This window comes from Undibacterium sp. Ji49W (genome assembly GCF_049340205.1).
GTDB lineage: Bacteria > Pseudomonadota > Gammaproteobacteria > Burkholderiales > Burkholderiaceae_D > Undibacterium.
This window is the reverse complement of the sequence record NZ_JBMPOW010000025.1, coordinates 25694-40450: the sequence shown is the minus strand read 5'-3', so window position 1 is coordinate 40450 and position 14757 is coordinate 25694. Positions and strand designations below refer to the sequence as shown.

General features: G+C 51.0%; 20 protein-coding genes. 15 read left to right on the top strand and 5 right to left on the bottom strand.

Features of this window, described 5'->3' with window-relative positions; genetic code table 11:
- Window positions 1-34: 34 nt before the first annotated feature.
- Complete coding sequence (locus tag ACO0LK_RS24380; RefSeq protein WP_422979725.1) at window positions 35-1096, bottom strand: MBL fold metallo-hydrolase; 1062 nt, start codon at window positions 1094-1096, stop codon at window positions 35-37.
- A gap of 474 nt (window positions 1097-1570) precedes the next feature.
- Between ACO0LK_RS24380 and ACO0LK_RS24375 the strand changes: the two genes are divergently transcribed.
- Both ACO0LK_RS24375 and ACO0LK_RS24370 read left to right on the top strand, forming a co-directional pair.
- Complete coding sequence (locus ACO0LK_RS24375) at window positions 1571-2056, top strand: GlcG/HbpS family heme-binding protein (RefSeq protein WP_422979723.1); 486 nt, start codon at window positions 1571-1573, stop codon at window positions 2054-2056.
- A gap of 43 nt (window positions 2057-2099) precedes the next feature.
- Window positions 2100-2351, top strand: coding sequence for a hypothetical protein (locus tag ACO0LK_RS24370; RefSeq protein ID WP_422979721.1), 252 nt, complete (start codon window positions 2100-2102; stop codon window positions 2349-2351).
- Between the two features lie 119 nt (window positions 2352-2470).
- On the opposite strand, the gene ACO0LK_RS24365 is transcribed toward ACO0LK_RS24370, so the two are convergent.
- From ACO0LK_RS24365 to ACO0LK_RS24355, 3 genes are all read right to left on the bottom strand, one after another.
- A complete protein-coding gene (locus tag ACO0LK_RS24365; protein ID WP_422979719.1) occupies window positions 2471-3031 on the bottom strand; it encodes a tetratricopeptide repeat protein in 561 nt (186 codons plus the stop codon).
- Between the two features lie 53 nt (window positions 3032-3084).
- Complete coding sequence (locus ACO0LK_RS24360; protein WP_422979717.1) at window positions 3085-3726, bottom strand: glutathione S-transferase family protein; 642 nt, start codon at window positions 3724-3726, stop codon at window positions 3085-3087.
- An 80-nt stretch (window positions 3727-3806) separates the two neighbouring features.
- A complete protein-coding gene (locus ACO0LK_RS24355; RefSeq protein WP_422979715.1) occupies window positions 3807-4694 on the bottom strand; it encodes a helix-turn-helix domain-containing protein in 888 nt (295 codons plus the stop codon).
- A 131-nt stretch (window positions 4695-4825) separates the two neighbouring features.
- Here ACO0LK_RS24355 and ACO0LK_RS24350 point away from each other — a divergent pair, with 131 nt between their 5' ends.
- The 8 genes from ACO0LK_RS24350 (at window position 4826) to ACO0LK_RS24315 (ending at window position 10173) form a co-directional block, all read left to right on the top strand.
- Window positions 4826-5266: a hypothetical protein gene (locus tag ACO0LK_RS24350; RefSeq protein ID WP_422979713.1), complete on the top strand. Its 441-nt coding sequence runs from the start codon at window positions 4826-4828 to the stop codon at window positions 5264-5266.
- Between the two features lie 157 nt (window positions 5267-5423).
- The gene (locus ACO0LK_RS24345) at window positions 5424-5792 is read left to right on the top strand and encodes an MmcQ/YjbR family DNA-binding protein (RefSeq protein WP_422979711.1); all 369 of its coding nucleotides are present in this window, start codon (window positions 5424-5426) and stop codon (window positions 5790-5792) included.
- A gap of 299 nt (window positions 5793-6091) precedes the next feature.
- On the top strand, window positions 6092-6430 hold the full coding sequence (locus ACO0LK_RS24340) for a helix-turn-helix domain-containing protein (RefSeq protein WP_422979709.1): 339 nt from the start codon (window positions 6092-6094) through the stop codon (window positions 6428-6430).
- Window positions 6431-6455: 25 nt separating this feature from the next.
- Window positions 6456-7805, top strand: coding sequence for a type II toxin-antitoxin system HipA family toxin (locus ACO0LK_RS24335; protein ID WP_422979707.1), 1350 nt, complete (start codon window positions 6456-6458; stop codon window positions 7803-7805).
- 91 nt (window positions 7806-7896) lie between these two features.
- Entirely contained in the window at window positions 7897-8652 is a 756-nt protein-coding gene (locus tag ACO0LK_RS24330; RefSeq protein WP_422979705.1) for a hypothetical protein, read from the top strand.
- A gap of 156 nt (window positions 8653-8808) precedes the next feature.
- Window positions 8809-9030: a hypothetical protein gene (locus ACO0LK_RS24325; RefSeq protein WP_422979703.1), complete on the top strand. Its 222-nt coding sequence runs from the start codon at window positions 8809-8811 to the stop codon at window positions 9028-9030.
- Window positions 9031-9094: 64 nt separating this feature from the next.
- Window positions 9095-9727, top strand: a complete 633-nt coding sequence (locus ACO0LK_RS24320; RefSeq protein WP_422979701.1) for a hypothetical protein — start codon at window positions 9095-9097, stop codon at window positions 9725-9727.
- Window positions 9728-9741: 14 nt separating this feature from the next.
- Window positions 9742-10173, top strand: coding sequence for a hypothetical protein (locus ACO0LK_RS24315; protein ID WP_422979699.1), 432 nt, complete (start codon window positions 9742-9744; stop codon window positions 10171-10173).
- Window positions 10174-10380: 207 nt separating this feature from the next.
- Here the strand turns inward: ACO0LK_RS24315 and ACO0LK_RS24310 are convergent, their stop codons facing one another.
- On the bottom strand, window positions 10381-11304 hold the full coding sequence (locus tag ACO0LK_RS24310) for a LysR family transcriptional regulator (protein ID WP_422979697.1): 924 nt from the start codon (window positions 11302-11304) through the stop codon (window positions 10381-10383).
- Window positions 11305-11735: 431 nt separating this feature from the next.
- Between ACO0LK_RS24310 and ACO0LK_RS24305 the strand changes: the two genes are divergently transcribed.
- The 5 genes from ACO0LK_RS24305 (at window position 11736) to ACO0LK_RS24285 (ending at window position 14709) form a co-directional block, all read left to right on the top strand.
- Window positions 11736-12368: an isochorismatase family protein gene (locus tag ACO0LK_RS24305; RefSeq protein WP_422979842.1), complete on the top strand. Its 633-nt coding sequence runs from the start codon at window positions 11736-11738 to the stop codon at window positions 12366-12368.
- Window positions 12369-12478: 110 nt separating this feature from the next.
- A complete protein-coding gene (locus tag ACO0LK_RS24300) occupies window positions 12479-13060 on the top strand; it encodes an antibiotic biosynthesis monooxygenase (protein ID WP_422979695.1) in 582 nt (193 codons plus the stop codon).
- A gap of 83 nt (window positions 13061-13143) precedes the next feature.
- On the top strand, window positions 13144-14013 hold the full coding sequence (locus ACO0LK_RS24295) for a pirin family protein (protein ID WP_422979693.1): 870 nt from the start codon (window positions 13144-13146) through the stop codon (window positions 14011-14013).
- A gap of 34 nt (window positions 14014-14047) precedes the next feature.
- Window positions 14048-14416, top strand: a complete 369-nt coding sequence (locus ACO0LK_RS24290) for a DUF1622 domain-containing protein (protein WP_422979691.1) — start codon at window positions 14048-14050, stop codon at window positions 14414-14416.
- A 77-nt stretch (window positions 14417-14493) separates the two neighbouring features.
- Window positions 14494-14709, top strand: a complete 216-nt coding sequence (locus ACO0LK_RS24285; RefSeq protein WP_422979689.1) for a hypothetical protein — start codon at window positions 14494-14496, stop codon at window positions 14707-14709.
- The last annotated feature ends 48 nt before the right edge of the window (window positions 14710-14757 follow it).

The window sequence follows — 14757 nt, the reverse complement described above, 5'->3', positions numbered from 1 at the left end:
CTCGCGAATCTGAAGATCGATTCAGGATTGATCTTTATTTCGATCTGTCGCTGCGTATAGGTGAATACTCAAGCGGCACCCATTCGTAACCCGCGTAGCCTTTGCCTTCTGTTCTTACATGGCCCAGACCGGGAAATGCAATGTGAGCGCCGGCAAGCAGGAACTTTTCATCGGCTGCACGAGCAAACCATTCCTTGCGAGAAGCAATGGCTGGTGCGCTATCGGTATCGTAGGCAAACCCCACCTCTGGGTGGGAAAACTGAATCGAACCCACGTGTATCATGTCACCCATTACCAGCAATTTTTGCCCTCTGGATTCAAACATAAAACTGCTGTGGCCTGGTGTGTGTCCAGTAGCAACCGCCTTCACGCCAAGCGCGATGTCGGAATTGGGTTCAAAAATTTTCCAGCGGCCCGCGGCCTGCAAAGGTGCCGCCGTTGACTTTGCCATATCGAAGAAAGGCTGCATTTCTTTTGGAAATTTTTCTTTAACTGCGTCGTCGAGCCAAAATCCAGCTTCCGGCATGGCAACCATGACCTGCGCGTTTGGGAAAGCAAGCTTTCCTTCTGCATCGACAAGACCCATGATGTGATCAACATGCATATGGGTTATCAATACCAGATCGACTTGCGACGCATCGTATCCCGCCATCTTCAAATTCTCTTGAATATGACCGGCAGCGGGGAACAAGCCACGGGCACCTGTGTCAACGAGGATCAATTGCTTTCCTGTGTTGACCAAAAATGCGTTGACTGATGTCTGAATTTCCGCCCCCTGCTGAAATGCGCGTGCCATTCCGCGTTCAATCTCACCTGGCTGTGTATTCTTCAGCATTTCTTTGGGCTTCATATCGGTATAACCGTCATACAGCGCAGTTACCTCAAAGTCACCAACCATGGTCCGATACCAGCCTGGAACCTGCGTCTTGATCTGTGGTGCAGCGGCAAGCGATGCTACTGAAAAAAGCGTTAGCGAAGCAACCCCGACAGCCTTCGCCACTCGCAACACCAAAGCAGAAACCAAGTCCCTGTAAGTACCGGTCAAATTTGTTGCAATAACAGGCTTCTTGCCTTCCTTCTTGAATAAATTACTCATTGAAACTCCTGCGAAAATGTGGGAAACGGGTGGCACATACGAAAGTACTTTTGCACACCCTTATTTCTTTACGAACATTTTGTTCGTTACGCAATGATAGTCACAATTTTTTTTGCCACAAGAAGGCACAAATATGTTGGATACGCACAAAAATGTTCGTCAACGGGTCTCAAATTACCCAAAGACAAATCCAGAAAGACAAGTTTAAACATCGCCAAATCCTCGGGCTGGTCACCCCAAAACCATGAATCGACCATACACTTGTTCGATTTTAGAAACAATAATGCGGATAAAATACTATTTATATGACCGCTATTAGCAACTATAGTTACTTCACCGCCGCACGGCGCTTCTTTCTGGCACCCAACAAGAATTCAGGATGATGTTTCTTAACTATTGCCAGCCTGCTGGCTACGGCAGAAGCACAAAGTATTCTTTCGGGCCGTTTATTCTCTTTTTTTACAAGTAAAACCTATGAAACCGATGAAAAACACATTGATTCACTTGAGCTTGGCTGCATTCATAATTTGCGGCAGTGCTGGTGCCGAAGCCAATCGTTACGGCCCTCCTATAAGCTTGGAACTTGCCAAAAAAGTTGCGCTTGCTGCTTCGGCTGAAATGCATAACAGACAGCTAGAATTAACTATTGCCATTGTAGATTCCGGGGGAAATCTGATTTACCTAGAACGTGCTAATCAAGCGCCCCTCGGCACCGTCGATGCAGCAATTGGAAAAGCAAGAGCAGCCAACGGAATTAAAGCGGCGACCAAGGTTCTGGAAGATCAGATTCTAGGTAACAATAAACTCAACCTCCTTGGCATACCCGGCGCGTTCCCAGTGGAAGGTGGCGTACCATTAATAATTAACAAGCAAATCGTCGGAGCTATCGGAGCCAGTGGTGCGTCGCCAGTTGAAGACGGTGTCGTCGCCAACGAAGGAGCGAAAAGCCTGCTGCCGTAAAGGTAGAATAGGTTCATGTATATCAGACTGACAGGAGCGTTTCATGAGCACATTGAAAACCGTCCTTGCTTATATGCAAGAAGGAAAATGGAACGATGCGCATAATCTCGTACAAAGCGACGGCACTCTGCTAGGCGCGTGGCTACACGGGATCTTGCATATTCAAGAAGGCGATCTGGAAGATGCCGAATATTGGTATGGCAAGGCCGCCCGGCCTTTTCGTAGCAGGGGGACGCTCGATGAAGAACTGGAATACTTTGTCTCAGCCTTAAAAAATACCAATGAGCAGGCGTAATCTGCTCATCTTCATGGTCGCGTTACTCAACTGCTGTAAGGCCGATATGGCGCTACGAAGGATTTCCAACAACGTCAACAAACCTATCCACCTGCCAGTGCGGTTTTTCCGCCTGGCAGTCAGGGGCAATTCTTGAAACTGCTGTTCCAGCACGTCACCGCCATGGCTTCAGCCTGTGTCTTCTGTTCTTGCTTTAACAGCCTGCCTGCAATAAAACGATTTTCAATTGAAGACATCTCACCGCCCATAGCACCCAGGGTGAACCACATATAAGCTCTGACCATGTCTTGCGCTGTGCCGGTGCCCATTGCATATTTCACGCCGACGGTATTCTGCGATGGCGCATGGCGTTGCTGGGCGGCTTTCAGTATCCATTTGAAGGCTTCGGCATCGTCTTGCCTGACGCCACGCCCGGTTTCGTACATCTCTGCCATCATCAGTTGTTCGCTCAGATAACCGCGTGCCGCCAGTTCTTTCACTTCCAGAAAATTGAAAGAACTGACTGGCTTGACGTTCGGCACCATTCGCACCTCTTTCGGCGGCGCATCCTTGCCAGGCGCACTGGCTGATTCCGCCGGGTTTGCCATCAGCAAAGCGCGGGTACATACCAGCAGGGATGCAAGCAGCCCTGCTTTAATTGTCAGATGTTTGTAACCACGTGTTGTAATCATTTTAGTCATGAAGCAAAACTGGTGGCGCATCACTTAATCTGCACGCCACCGACATCAACAATTTACCATTTAGGCAGAATGCGTTCACCCGGCAGTAAGGCGTATGGGTCAGCCCAGCCCGGCAAGCCGCGCAGCCTGTCCAGCCAGGCGCTAATGTGATTAAAACGACCGGCAACAGGGTAACCAGACTCTTCCTCCGGGAAGAACAAATAAGCACACAGGGACATGTCCGCAATCGTCGGGCTGTCACCAACCATATAGGGTCGGCTGGCCAAATGTTTGTCAACAATATGGAAGGCATTGTCGATACGCGGGCGCAACCAGGCCATGACATTCGCATCTGGTGCCACCGGACCAAAGGCTTTCATGAAGCGGTAGCTGGCAAAATAGCTGGTGAACTTGTGGTTATCAAACAAGATCCAGCGCAGGATGTCGCGCTTTTCTTCTGCTGTCGTGCCGCCATAGGTGCCATGTTTATCGGCCAGATAAGTCAGGATGACGCCAGATTGTGTCAGACGCAAATCGCCATCTTCCAGTATCGGCACCTCGCCCATTTCATTGCTGTTTTCACGCCATGTTTCTTCACGCGAGACACCATTCATGAAATCCACAAATTCAGGCTGCCACGGCTGATTCAGGGCTTGCAGCAACAAAGCGACTTTATAGGCATTGCCGGACTGGCACAGACCGTACAGTTTATACATGATGGTTTTTCCTCACAAATGAAGTCAGAAAAAGCATCATAACAAAGTTTTTACCGCACCAGACCATGCAAGCGATATTGTCAAACCCGCCCCTTCAAAAACGCCTCCGTCTGCGGGTCAGACGGATAAAACAATTCCACGCATAATTCATGCAGGGTAATGTCGCGCGGGCTGCCGAAGGTGGTCAGAGTCGTGAACAGGGACAATTGCTGCCCGTGCAGATTCAGCACACAGGGTACCAGCAAGGCAGGCTCTGTGGCCGCAGCCGTCGCATTGCCGGGTGCTGACTGCTTCAGGGCCTGCACGTTTGGATAGGTATTGATTTCTTCCACCAGGGCGACAATGCTTTCATCGCGTGCGTTCAGCATCAGCCTTTGCAAGACCTGTAGCAGGTAGCTGCCCCACTCATCAAAATTTTGAGTGTAAGCGGCAAAACCTTGCGGATGCAGGCTGGCGCGGAACATGTTCATGGGCTGGGTACGTAATGCATCTGGCAGCAAGCCCATCAACCCAGCGGCTGCCTGGTTATGTAAGACCACATTCCAGTGCCTGTCCAACGCCACGCCGGGGTAAGGGTCATGCGTATCCAGCAGGCGCTGCACCGCTGCCCTGGCTTGCGCCAGGCGTGCCGAATCCAGGCCCTGTTCGCTGTAGCGCGGCGCAAATCCGGCAGCCAGCAGCCAGGTATTGCGGGTACGCAGGGGCACATCAAGTTGTACGGCAATCTGCATCAGCAAATCGGCACTGGGTATGGAACGCCCGGTTTCCACAAAGCTTAAATGCCGTGGCGAGATGTTGATATCCAGCGCCAGATCCATCTGGCTTAATTTACGCAGCGTGCGCCATTCACGGATCAATGATCCGACGCCTCCGATGCTGCCGTCATGACGGCTGGTATTGGCGGTGCCTGTGCGGGTGGCGGCGCTTGTGCGGGTGATGGAATTGCTTGCACTGGTGGCGATGGTCACGGCTGTCTCCTGTTGGCGATGGTCAAATTATGCGCCCGCAATCAATTGAATTCCATTACCTCTGAGGTAATCGACTTGCTGCGCTGGCAGAGGGACACTGCAATCCCCACAACTGAAATTGGAGATCCATCATGTCCAGCACCATGTCAAACGCAACATCCTCCACCAATGCGACCGCCAGTCAAGCTGCCGCTGCCGGTATCTCTTTACGAAAAATCCTCATGTTTGATGCCATCACCTGTGTCGCCATGGGCTTGTTGCTGATCAGCACGTCTGGCTTGCTGTCTGAGCTATTGGGCCTGCCCAGGGATTTTGTGCTACTGGCCGGCGTCGCCCTCTTTCCCTGCGCGGCATTAATGCTGCTGACCAGCCGCATAGGCCAGCAGGCTAAGCCACCGGCAGCATTGGTCTGGCTGGTTATCACCGGCAATACAGGCTGGGTCATCGCCAGTATGCTGACGATGGAATTATGGTTCAGCCCCACCACCCTGGGCATCTTGTTCATCCTGGCCCAGGCAGTGGTGGTTGTGGTGCTGGCAGCGCTGGAGTACCGTAGCCTGCGCCGGGCATAAATTGTTTTGAGCAGCTATGTATGGCACAGTCAGGGGAACAGCAATTGCGTTCCCCTGCCTGCTTATTCAAACACAGGCAAACCCAAATTGTGTGGCACGCGGTCAAAAAACCAGAAGCAGTTTATCATTCCACAACACCAATTCAATCAAAACCCCCATGAAACTAGCCGCCCTGAAAAAACATTGCGCCGCCTTCACCGGCGCGCAAGAAAAACTGCATGGCGCCCCCAGCAATATCCTGGTGTATAACGTGGAAGGCAAAAGCTTTGCCTATTTCAAGACCAGCGAGCCAGAGCAATGGCGCTTCAGCGTGCGGGTGTCGCCTGATCGTTTCCTGGAATTGACCGACACACCCGGCGTCAAACCGGCGCGCTATATGGGGCGATTCCACTGGGTCACCATCGTCAAGGTGGAGCATTTTCCCGAAGCATATTTGCGTGAACTGATCAGCTATTCCTACCAAAAAGCCCTGTCTGGCCTGAGCAAGAAAAAGCGTAAAGCACTGTTGCAGGTAGCGGCAGAGTGATGCTTTTTATAAACAGGACTTACGCAAACTCGCCCCAGCTGCGTTGCAGCTCCATGCCGTACTGAAGTACTGTCTTCGTCGCCGCGCCTTGCTGGGACGAGTTTGCGTAAGTCGTGACAAATTAATATCAATAATATACAAAAGACTTATTTAAGTCTTTTATTTACATATTTCATCACAAAAGTCTTATTTAAGACCTTTATAATATTTCATTGAAATAAGGTACAAAGAATCTATAATAGACTCAAAAAGAACTTTTAATCTTCAATTTCATATTAAAAGACTTATTTAAGACTATTATGAACATCATCAGCAATACTGAAGAATACGAGATCACCCTGGGTGAGCATGTGCGGCAATTGCGCCTGCAAAAGAATATGGACAGAGAAACCCTGTCCAGCCAGGCCGGCATCAGTCTGACTGCCATCAAGAACCTGGAAGGCGGCAAAGGTGCGACCGTCAAAACCCTGCTGAAGGTATTGCGGGCGCTGGGTCGCATAGACTGGATACAAAGCCTGGCCCCGGTCGCCAGCATCAACCCACTGCTCATGGTCAACACCAAAAGCGCAAGGCAAAGAGCCAGCCGCCACCGTGTCAGCACACAGCCAGCAAGCCATGCCAATGCTGGCAAACCCTGAATTTACGTTCCCCTGACAACAGTCCATGGCCACCAAGAAAAACGGCAGCTTCCAAAAAACCGACGTCATCCAGGTGCATATTTGGGGCCAGTATGTCGGTGCAGTCGCGCTGGACCCGGCCTATGGCTATTACGCCTTTGCGTATGACCCGGCCTTCCGCCGCAAGGGTGTAGAGCTGGCGCCGCTGCACATGCCTTTACATAGTGCGTCTGATGTATCCATCTTCATGGACCTGCCAGAAGCCACCTACAAGCGCCTGCCTGCCATGCTGGCCGATGCCTTGCCCGATGATTTTGGCAATGCCCTCATCAACCGCTACATGGCCGACAAAGGTATAGACCCAGCCCAGGTCACACCACTGGACCGGCTCGCCTATATGGGCAAGCGATCCATGGGCGCGCTGGAATTCAAACCGCGCCACGGCCCACGCAGCATCAAACCCTCTGCCATAGAAATGTCGCACCTGGTGGAAGAAGCACGCAAAATCGTCAACGGCCACATCGATGACGACGCCCACAGCAATGCCGCCCTGCGCAGCATTATCGAAGTCGGCACCTCTGCCGGTGGCGCACGGGCCAAAGCCGTCATCGCCTGGAACCGCGACACCAACGAAATCCGCTCTGGCCAGGCCAGCGCCCCACCCGGCTTTGAACACTGGCTGCTCAAATTTGATGGCATGGGCGAAGACCATGAACTAGGCAGCGGTGCCGACTATGGCCGCATCGAATATGCCTATTCGCTGATGGCAAAACAGGCAGGTATACACATGATGGATTGCCACCTCTTGCAAGAAAATGGCCGTGCCCATTTCATGACACAGCGCTTTGACCGCGCAGGCAATGAAGGCAATGAGGGCAATGAGGGCAATGAGAGTAACGACATCAAACACCACATACAAACCCTGTGCGCCATGGCCCATCTCGATTACAAAAAGAAATCCGCCAACAGCTACGCCCAGTTATTCATCACCATCCTCGCTCTAAAGCTGCCACGCACCGCCATGGTAGAAGCCTTCCGCCGCATGGTCTTCAACGCCATGGGCCGCAATTGCGACGACCATACCAAGAACACGTCTTTCCTGCTGCGCCAGCATGGCGAATGGGAACTGGCCCCCGCCTACGACATCAGCTTTGCGTACAACCCCACCGGCGAATGGACCCACCAGCACCTCATGAGCATCAACGGCAAGTTCCGCAACTTTGAAGTCAGCGACCTGCTGCAAGAAGCAGACCGCTACGGCATAGGCGAAATCAAATCCATCATCCGCCAATGCGCCACCGTATTCAAAGCCTGGCCCGATTTCGCCAGGCAAGCCGGCGTGTCAGAAACGCAGATCAGCAAGATAGGCGCGCTGTTGTGGGTGCCGGAGTTGTAGAAAATTTTTGTACGGACTTGTGAATCAGCTTAGGCAATGAGACACTTGATACCAAGCAGAACTATCCATTATTGAACTTTAGAAAGCAGCCATGCAAGTCAGAATAGATAAAACAGAAATCAACGGTGTAAATATCGTCCGCCGTTATGAAAATGACGTATTGGTTAGAGAAGGGCATTTTGAAACACTGGAATCAGGCAAAACCATCCAAAAAGAATTCAATGGAAACGGAGAATTGCAAAAAGAAAGACATGTCTACGGAATGATGGATATTTACCTGGAAATTGTGTATAGCGGCTCAAAAAATACCGAAACCTACATGGTCAAGCAGGGTTTGGCGACAAGAGAAAAATATGAAAAAGCCAGACTTAATTATCCTGACATGCCCCCGGCAAATCTGAGTATTCCAGATGACAATGCCGACCTGTTGGCCGCAGTCGAAGAAGAAAGAAAACAAGAACAACGCCAGGCATCAACCCACGTTCCAGATTTGGCAAAAGGAAAAGCCAATGATGAATGGTGCGGCAAGCTGATCGCCGAGAAAGACGGTGAAGATGCCTATGCCTGGTTTGATAATCCCAAAGCGACATTGGGTATCATGGACAGAACCAAGAGCAGGCGTTTGCTGACCGCCTTCAAAAACGCACAATGTGGCAGCGTGTTCGCCTGCGACATCGACCGCTCAGACAGCCCCCACGAAAACACCGGCCATCTGGTCGTTGAATTACCCCTGGCCCCAGACATGCGCGCCAAAGTATTTAAACAGGTAGGCCGCATAGAACAAGACCAGGGCTATTCAGCCAGCCTGGATGACGGCCAAAAATATATTTATGTGAAACTGGATTGAGATAATGCACGTGTGCATTCAAGATAAAAGAACGACTGCCGCAACTGACAGCGAGCCATTCGAACTACATTTTTTTCGTAGATCGAATGCATAAAAATAAAGCCAGGTTTAACCGAATATCTTCCGCCCAGCCTGCATTTTTTTATAGGAGCAACGTTGAGTCTTTTCTCAAACTGGATTTTTATTGGTTTTTTTGTTTTTGGAATTGGCTATTTATGGCTTAAAACACCTGCTATCCCTGTTGGCTCTGGCGAAAAAGCACGCTGGATAAAATATGAATCTAATGCTTCAGCGTGGGTAAAACGAGCAGGTATGTATACTCTCCTGTGTCTTGCTGTCATTGTTTTGGACTTATTAAGAATGTCTGCTGATTTCTGATGAACCTGTTTTCCGGCCGATTAACGTGACTGACTATATTTCGCTGGAATGAAGCGAATTTTCTATGCGAAATACAAAAAATGTGCTGCCAAGATTAATGGGCATGCTCACTAATTTCAAGGCAGGCACTTCCCGTCGTGTTATCGATGGGCTTGCTACTGAACCATTTAATGGCTCCGGTACAGTTTTATCAATTAGCATACAAAATCTTGGTACGCTTGCCTCTACCATGCCCCCTGCCGAACTAGTCGAATTTCTGTCTGAAAAGCAATATGCCACGATAGATTTAATTGCCAAATCGAATGGACTTATCGCTGGTCACGTTGGCGCGGAGGTTCTCGCTTATTGGCAGAACTTGGATTCTGCATCAGCGCATTCTGAAATTAAGTTGGCGTTTTCCACTGCGTTGAATATCATGAAACTATATTCGCCGCCGGTCAGCGTACGTATTGCTCTGTCTTTCGGCGGTATCTTTGGAGACTTTTATGGCCCGCAAAGGCAGTTTCAGCTACGCGGCTTTGCAGTGGAATATTCAAGAAAATTAATGTTGCACTCCAAAGAAAAATTTTCAAATCAAGCACATTTGTTTTTGTTGTCTGAAAAAGTTGTGACACTGTTGAAAATAGATGAATCGGCTATGCAGTTAACACCGCATATTTTTGGTACGGATGAGGTCTTTGAATTAATCGGATTTTAGATGGAGGCTTTTACATGTTTATCATCCCGCCCAACATTTCAAAGTTGATGATTTCTGGGTTGACTAAAGAAATTGCACGACTGAACGCGATTGGTGCAATTTGTGGTGATAATTGGCCCGACGATTACGACCCAAATGATGTAGGCGTGTATGATTGTTTTCGTCGATCCTTACAGGAAAACCCAGGAAAAAATACGCTTGTGAAAATGGATAATTACTCTAAGGTGGTCACATTTTGCATGGCGCTACTCCCCAATTTTGTCCGCGAAAATCTTGATACCCTGTCCCCTGTAGACATTGAGTCGGCATGCCGAGTATATGCACAATATGTAGCACATCGATGTGCCGCCGTGCTGGAAAGTCACCACGAAAATTCGTCTGAACGCAAACACGTTACACATATGTTGTCTGAAGTGATTACATTTCCTGGGATGCCCATTTCATGAGAAAACAGAAAAAAAGTATTTGGAAGCAGCCCGGAAATTTTTGGATCGGAGCAGCCTTAGTGGCAGAAGTTCCGCTTGCGATTGCAGGTGCCTACCTTCCAGCGGGTTCCTGTGAACGATTGATCGGGCGTGTAACTGACTGCCCTCCCCCTCTGCGGTTAATAACCTGTGTTGCTGTTCGCAGATCCAAGCGATGGCTTCGATGACTTAGCTGGAACCCGACTCAATGTTCCAATAGGGCTCGGGACCGAAACGCTCAACAAGAAAATCGATGAAGCTTCGCACCTTGGGTGGCAGAAACTTGCGATTAGGATAAACGGCAAATACAGCGAGATCGTCGGTTTCCCAGTCCGAGAGAACGCGCACCAGCTTCCGTTCACGTAGCGTCTCATAGATCAGAAAGTCTGGTTGCAGAGTAACGCCAAGACCTTCGACAGCGGCACTGCGCAGGATGTCGCCACTATTGCCGGATAGACTACCGGAAACCAGAATCTTTTGCTCCACCCCTTCGCGTCTGAAGCGCCACTCGTTTGGTGAGCTCACATAGGCGTAGGTAAGACAGTGGTGGTTGACGAGGTCCTCAGGCACTTTGGGGGTTCCATACTTTTTCAAATAACCAGGCGAGGCACAAACCACGAGGCGCGAGCTCGCGAGCTTGCGAGCAACCAGTCCTGGATCAATTTTTGTTGCGACGCGTATCGCGACATCAAAACCTTCTTCAACCAAGTCGACCACCCGGTCGTTGAGTGTGACATCGACTTGAACACCCGGATATTGCCGCAGGTATTCTGTGATCGCCAAGCCCAAATGACGGGCACCAAACGCATTCGAGGAACTGACCCTCAAAATTCCACGCGGAACAGATGCTTCCTGTGCTACCGAACTCTCGGCCTCTGCGATCATGGTCAGTACCTGGATCGCACGCTCGTAATAGTCAACGCCAGCCTCCGTGAGCGAGAGCTTGCGCGTGGTCCGCTGGAGCAGCCGAACGCCCAAATGCTCTTCGAGTTGCGCCACATAACGCGTGGCCATGCCTCGCGACAGATCGAGTTTGTCCGCTGCACCGGTAAAGCTCCCGGCATCCACCACTGCGGTAAAGACCCGCATGCTCACTACGACGTCGATGGTCATATTGTTTTAAAAAATCAAATAATTAATTGATATTTTGTAGGTTTATCTTCCATTGTGCAACTGATTAAATACAGCCATCGCATACGGGATTGGCTCTGATTCAGGTCAAGCACAATCTTCAGGGTGCATAGGCAAGGACTCCGGCCGCAATTTTTTCCGGCATGCCTTGGGTAGAGCGCCGTAACCGCGGTGGGCATCCTCAATGCATTCCTAGTAGTCGTGGTCGAGCGCGCGCCTTTGCAGCTTGATAGAGCATATTTTAAAGTATCAACCAATCGGAGAATCACATGACGGACATGAAGCGTAGAGAGATGCTTGTTAGCGGCGCTGCAGTCGGCGCAGCAACATTGCTGACCACGTCCGCGACAGCGGCAAACAAAGCCGCCGCTGCTGCAGGCGGAGTACAAAGTTCTAAAACCAAAGGAAATGACATGACAAACAAGTGGATGATTGACCCCAACGATGCTGTATTGCTGCTGATTGATCATCAGAGCGGCTTGTTCCAGCTGGTTCGTGATATGGAGTACAGGGAACTCCGTAACAACGTAATTGCTCTTGCGAAGGTAGCGAAGATCGCGAAGATCCCGACCGTTGTAACGGCATCAGTTCCCGACGGTGCTAATGGTCCGAGCATTCCCGAAATCCTTCAGAGCAATCCCGACGCGGTGTACGTTCCGCGCAACGGCCCGATCAACGCGTGGGATCACCGCCCATTTGTCGAAGCCGTCGAGAAGACCAAGCGGAAGACACTGCTCATCGCAGGCACGCTCACGAGCATTTGCATGGTATTTCCTGCACTGAGCGCCCTCGCAGAAGGATACAAAGTGTTCTGCATCGTGGATGCTTCGGGTAATTGGACGAAGATGGCAACCGACATCTCCATTGCCCGGGTCACGCAGGCGGGCGCAATGCCAATCGACACATTCGCGGCTATTACTGAGGTGATGCACACTTGGAATCGCCCAGACGCAATGGAATTCGCCAAAGTCTTTGTCGACCACGTCGAACCCGCATATGGGGCGTTGTTTGAAAGCTATTACGCGGCACAGAAAGCCGTGAAATAAGTTCAGACAAAAAAACTGGACTTGAGCCACCTGGCGACAGGTGGCCCCTCAGTCTCCAACGTAGGGGGAAGTTGCAGAAAAGCTAGATGCCTCATTACGCGAGTGACGCCATGGACCAAAACGCGAAATTTTCCAGCACTGGCGAGACCTTGGGAGCAACGGTGGTCATCACCCATCGGGTGCGTGACGACAGGCAAGCTGACTACGAAAAGTGGATGAAAGAAATCGGGCCGCTCTGCCGTTCAGCGGTTGGCAGTCTTGACTGGCAGATGATCCGACCCGTTCCAGGTTTCTCTTCGACCTACACGGTCATCGTTCGGTTTGACACCATAGCGCATCTGCGGGCCTGGACTGAGTCACCAATTCGCAGTCAGCTCATCGAAAGAGTCAAACCGCTTCTTGCCAGTGACGACGACTTCTTTATTCGCAGCGGTCTGGATTTCTGGTTTACCCCGATGGAAGCCAAGACTCAGGTACCCGCCCGCTGGCGGCAGAGTTTGGTGACTTGGTCTGTGATTTATCCTCTGGTCCTCGGTGTTCCCATGATCGTCTCACCGGCACTGCGGCTCCTGGGCATACCCGACCATCGATTGTTCACTACTTTTGTTGTTACGGGAACCACCGTTGTGCTCATGATCTACGTCATTATGCCGCACTATACGAAGCTCTTGAAGCGATGGCTGTTTGCCTGAGTGATCCAAAGTGCACTGCTGATCTGCGGAACCTGTTACCAGGTTAACTATAAGCGATTAATATTTTTTAAAGAGATGTGACCATGCAAACTACCCCCAACTTGGAAATAGTCCGTATGCCGCGCCCTGTCGAGCATCTGGTGACAGGTGAGTTGACTTCCGATGGCGCCGGCGTGCAGTTGACGCGAGTGCTGACCCATAATTGGCAGCACCGACTGGACCCTTTCCTGATGCTCGACGCCATTGCCTCCAATGATCCGGGAGATTACGTTGGCGGCTTTCCCGATCATCCGCATCGCGGCTTTGAAATTGCCACCTATATGATCGCTGGGCGTATGCGCCACCGCGACAGTGCCGGGAACGAAGGCCTGCTTGAAAGCGGAGGTATGCAGTGGATGACCGCCGGTCGTGGCGTGGTTCACTCCGAAATGCCGGAGCAACAGGAAGGGCGCATGGAAGGTTTTCAGCTCTGGCTAAATCTGCCCGCCAAAGACAAAATGCTCGTGCCGTGGTACCGCGATTTCAAGAGTACTGATATTCCGGAATTTGTTACCGCAGAAGGTGTGAAAGTCCGCGTCATCGCCGGTGCCAGCCACGGCGTATCAAGCGCAATTCAGCGCGACACAACGCAGCCACTGTATCTTGACCTGCATCTGCCCGCTGGCGCCCGCTTTACCCAGGCACTTTCGCCGGAATTTAACGCATTTGTTTTCACCTACCGTGGCGAATTGTCGACAGGCGAGAAAACCGTACCTTTGCGCCATATGGCGGTATTCGGAAATGATGCAGATTGTGATGGCATCGTGTTGCAGGCATCCGAACCCTGCCGTGCACTGCTGATCGCCGGACGTCCGCTACATCAACCGATCGTGCAACACGGACCATTCGTCATGAATACCCAGGAAGAGATTAACCAGGCCGTCAGCGATTTCCATCGTGGGCGCTTAGCGTAAATTTCTGATTACATAAAAGGGCAAAAGCATCATCATGGTTCCTTCCCCTTTCGACGTTAGCGCTGAGGCCATTATCGTCAATTGCGTCTTGTGGCTCAAGCTTGTTGTCGAGAGTGTGGGTGCGCTCGTTATCGGAATCGGGATGGTGGCCTCTTTCGTTGAGTTCGCACGGACCTATGTCGCGCATCAGATTCGTGACAACAACTCGGTGAGGCAGACACTGGCGCGATACATGGCGCTCGCGTTGGAATTTCAGTTGGGCGCCGACATTCTCGCAACGTCCGTCGCACCCAGTTGGGACATGCTTGGAAAGCTAGGCGCTGTCGCCATCCTTCGAACAGCGTTGAACTATTTTCTGACGCGTGAAATGGAGCAAGAGGAAAAAGCACAGGGGCATGAATAAACTGGCGTTCCTCATCGTGCAGGGTCAACCGTGTCATCCAGAGTCCTGTGTCCTGCTTCCTCACCTGTTGGCGTTCTATGCGGCTAAGCATGGACAGCATGGACCTTGAGCTGCCGGTAGGGGTCATTAGCTTCAAGGGCGAGACCTTTACGCAACCCGAGGTTTGGGCCGAACGTACCTATAAAAATCTCTATTACTGGAGCGAGATCCCGGAAGGTGACCATGTCGCTGCAATGGAGCAACCGGCGCAGTTCGTACGTGAATTGCGGAGTGCGCTATGCAAGTTCCGCTAAAGACTGCGAAGGCGTCGGCGTGTCGGCCGTCTTCTTTATGTGTGAAAT

What these genes read in the sequence shown, in the direction of transcription:
- ACO0LK_RS24380 (WP_422979725.1), bottom strand. Translation starts at nt 1,096, where the DNA reads ATGAGTAATTTATTCAAGAAGGAAGGCAAGAAGCCTGTTATTGCAACA.
- ACO0LK_RS24375 (WP_422979723.1), top strand. Translation starts at nt 1,571, where the DNA reads ATGAAACCGATGAAAAACACATTGATTCACTTGAGCTTGGCTGCATTC.
- ACO0LK_RS24370 (WP_422979721.1), top strand. Translation starts at nt 2,100, where the DNA reads ATGAGCACATTGAAAACCGTCCTTGCTTATATGCAAGAAGGAAAATGG.
- ACO0LK_RS24365 (WP_422979719.1), bottom strand. Translation starts at nt 3,031, where the DNA reads ATGACTAAAATGATTACAACACGTGGTTACAAACATCTGACAATTAAA.
- ACO0LK_RS24360 (WP_422979717.1), bottom strand. Translation starts at nt 3,726, where the DNA reads ATGTATAAACTGTACGGTCTGTGCCAGTCCGGCAATGCCTATAAAGTC.
- ACO0LK_RS24350 (WP_422979713.1), top strand. Translation starts at nt 4,826, where the DNA reads ATGTCCAGCACCATGTCAAACGCAACATCCTCCACCAATGCGACCGCC.
- ACO0LK_RS24345 (WP_422979711.1), top strand. Translation starts at nt 5,424, where the DNA reads ATGAAACTAGCCGCCCTGAAAAAACATTGCGCCGCCTTCACCGGCGCG.
- ACO0LK_RS24340 (WP_422979709.1), top strand. Translation starts at nt 6,092, where the DNA reads ATGAACATCATCAGCAATACTGAAGAATACGAGATCACCCTGGGTGAG.
- ACO0LK_RS24335 (WP_422979707.1), top strand. Translation starts at nt 6,456, where the DNA reads ATGGCCACCAAGAAAAACGGCAGCTTCCAAAAAACCGACGTCATCCAG.
- ACO0LK_RS24330 (WP_422979705.1), top strand. Translation starts at nt 7,897, where the DNA reads ATGCAAGTCAGAATAGATAAAACAGAAATCAACGGTGTAAATATCGTC.
- ACO0LK_RS24320 (WP_422979701.1), top strand. Translation starts at nt 9,095, where the DNA reads ATGCGAAATACAAAAAATGTGCTGCCAAGATTAATGGGCATGCTCACT.
- ACO0LK_RS24315 (WP_422979699.1), top strand. Translation starts at nt 9,742, where the DNA reads ATGTTTATCATCCCGCCCAACATTTCAAAGTTGATGATTTCTGGGTTG.
- ACO0LK_RS24310 (WP_422979697.1), bottom strand. Translation starts at nt 11,304, where the DNA reads ATGACCATCGACGTCGTAGTGAGCATGCGGGTCTTTACCGCAGTGGTG.
- ACO0LK_RS24305 (WP_422979842.1), top strand. Translation starts at nt 11,736, where the DNA reads ATGACAAACAAGTGGATGATTGACCCCAACGATGCTGTATTGCTGCTG.
- ACO0LK_RS24300 (WP_422979695.1), top strand. Translation starts at nt 12,479, where the DNA reads ATGGACCAAAACGCGAAATTTTCCAGCACTGGCGAGACCTTGGGAGCA.
- ACO0LK_RS24295 (WP_422979693.1), top strand. Translation starts at nt 13,144, where the DNA reads ATGCAAACTACCCCCAACTTGGAAATAGTCCGTATGCCGCGCCCTGTC.
- ACO0LK_RS24290 (WP_422979691.1), top strand. Translation starts at nt 14,048, where the DNA reads ATGGTTCCTTCCCCTTTCGACGTTAGCGCTGAGGCCATTATCGTCAAT.
- ACO0LK_RS24285 (WP_422979689.1), top strand. Translation starts at nt 14,494, where the DNA reads ATGCGGCTAAGCATGGACAGCATGGACCTTGAGCTGCCGGTAGGGGTC.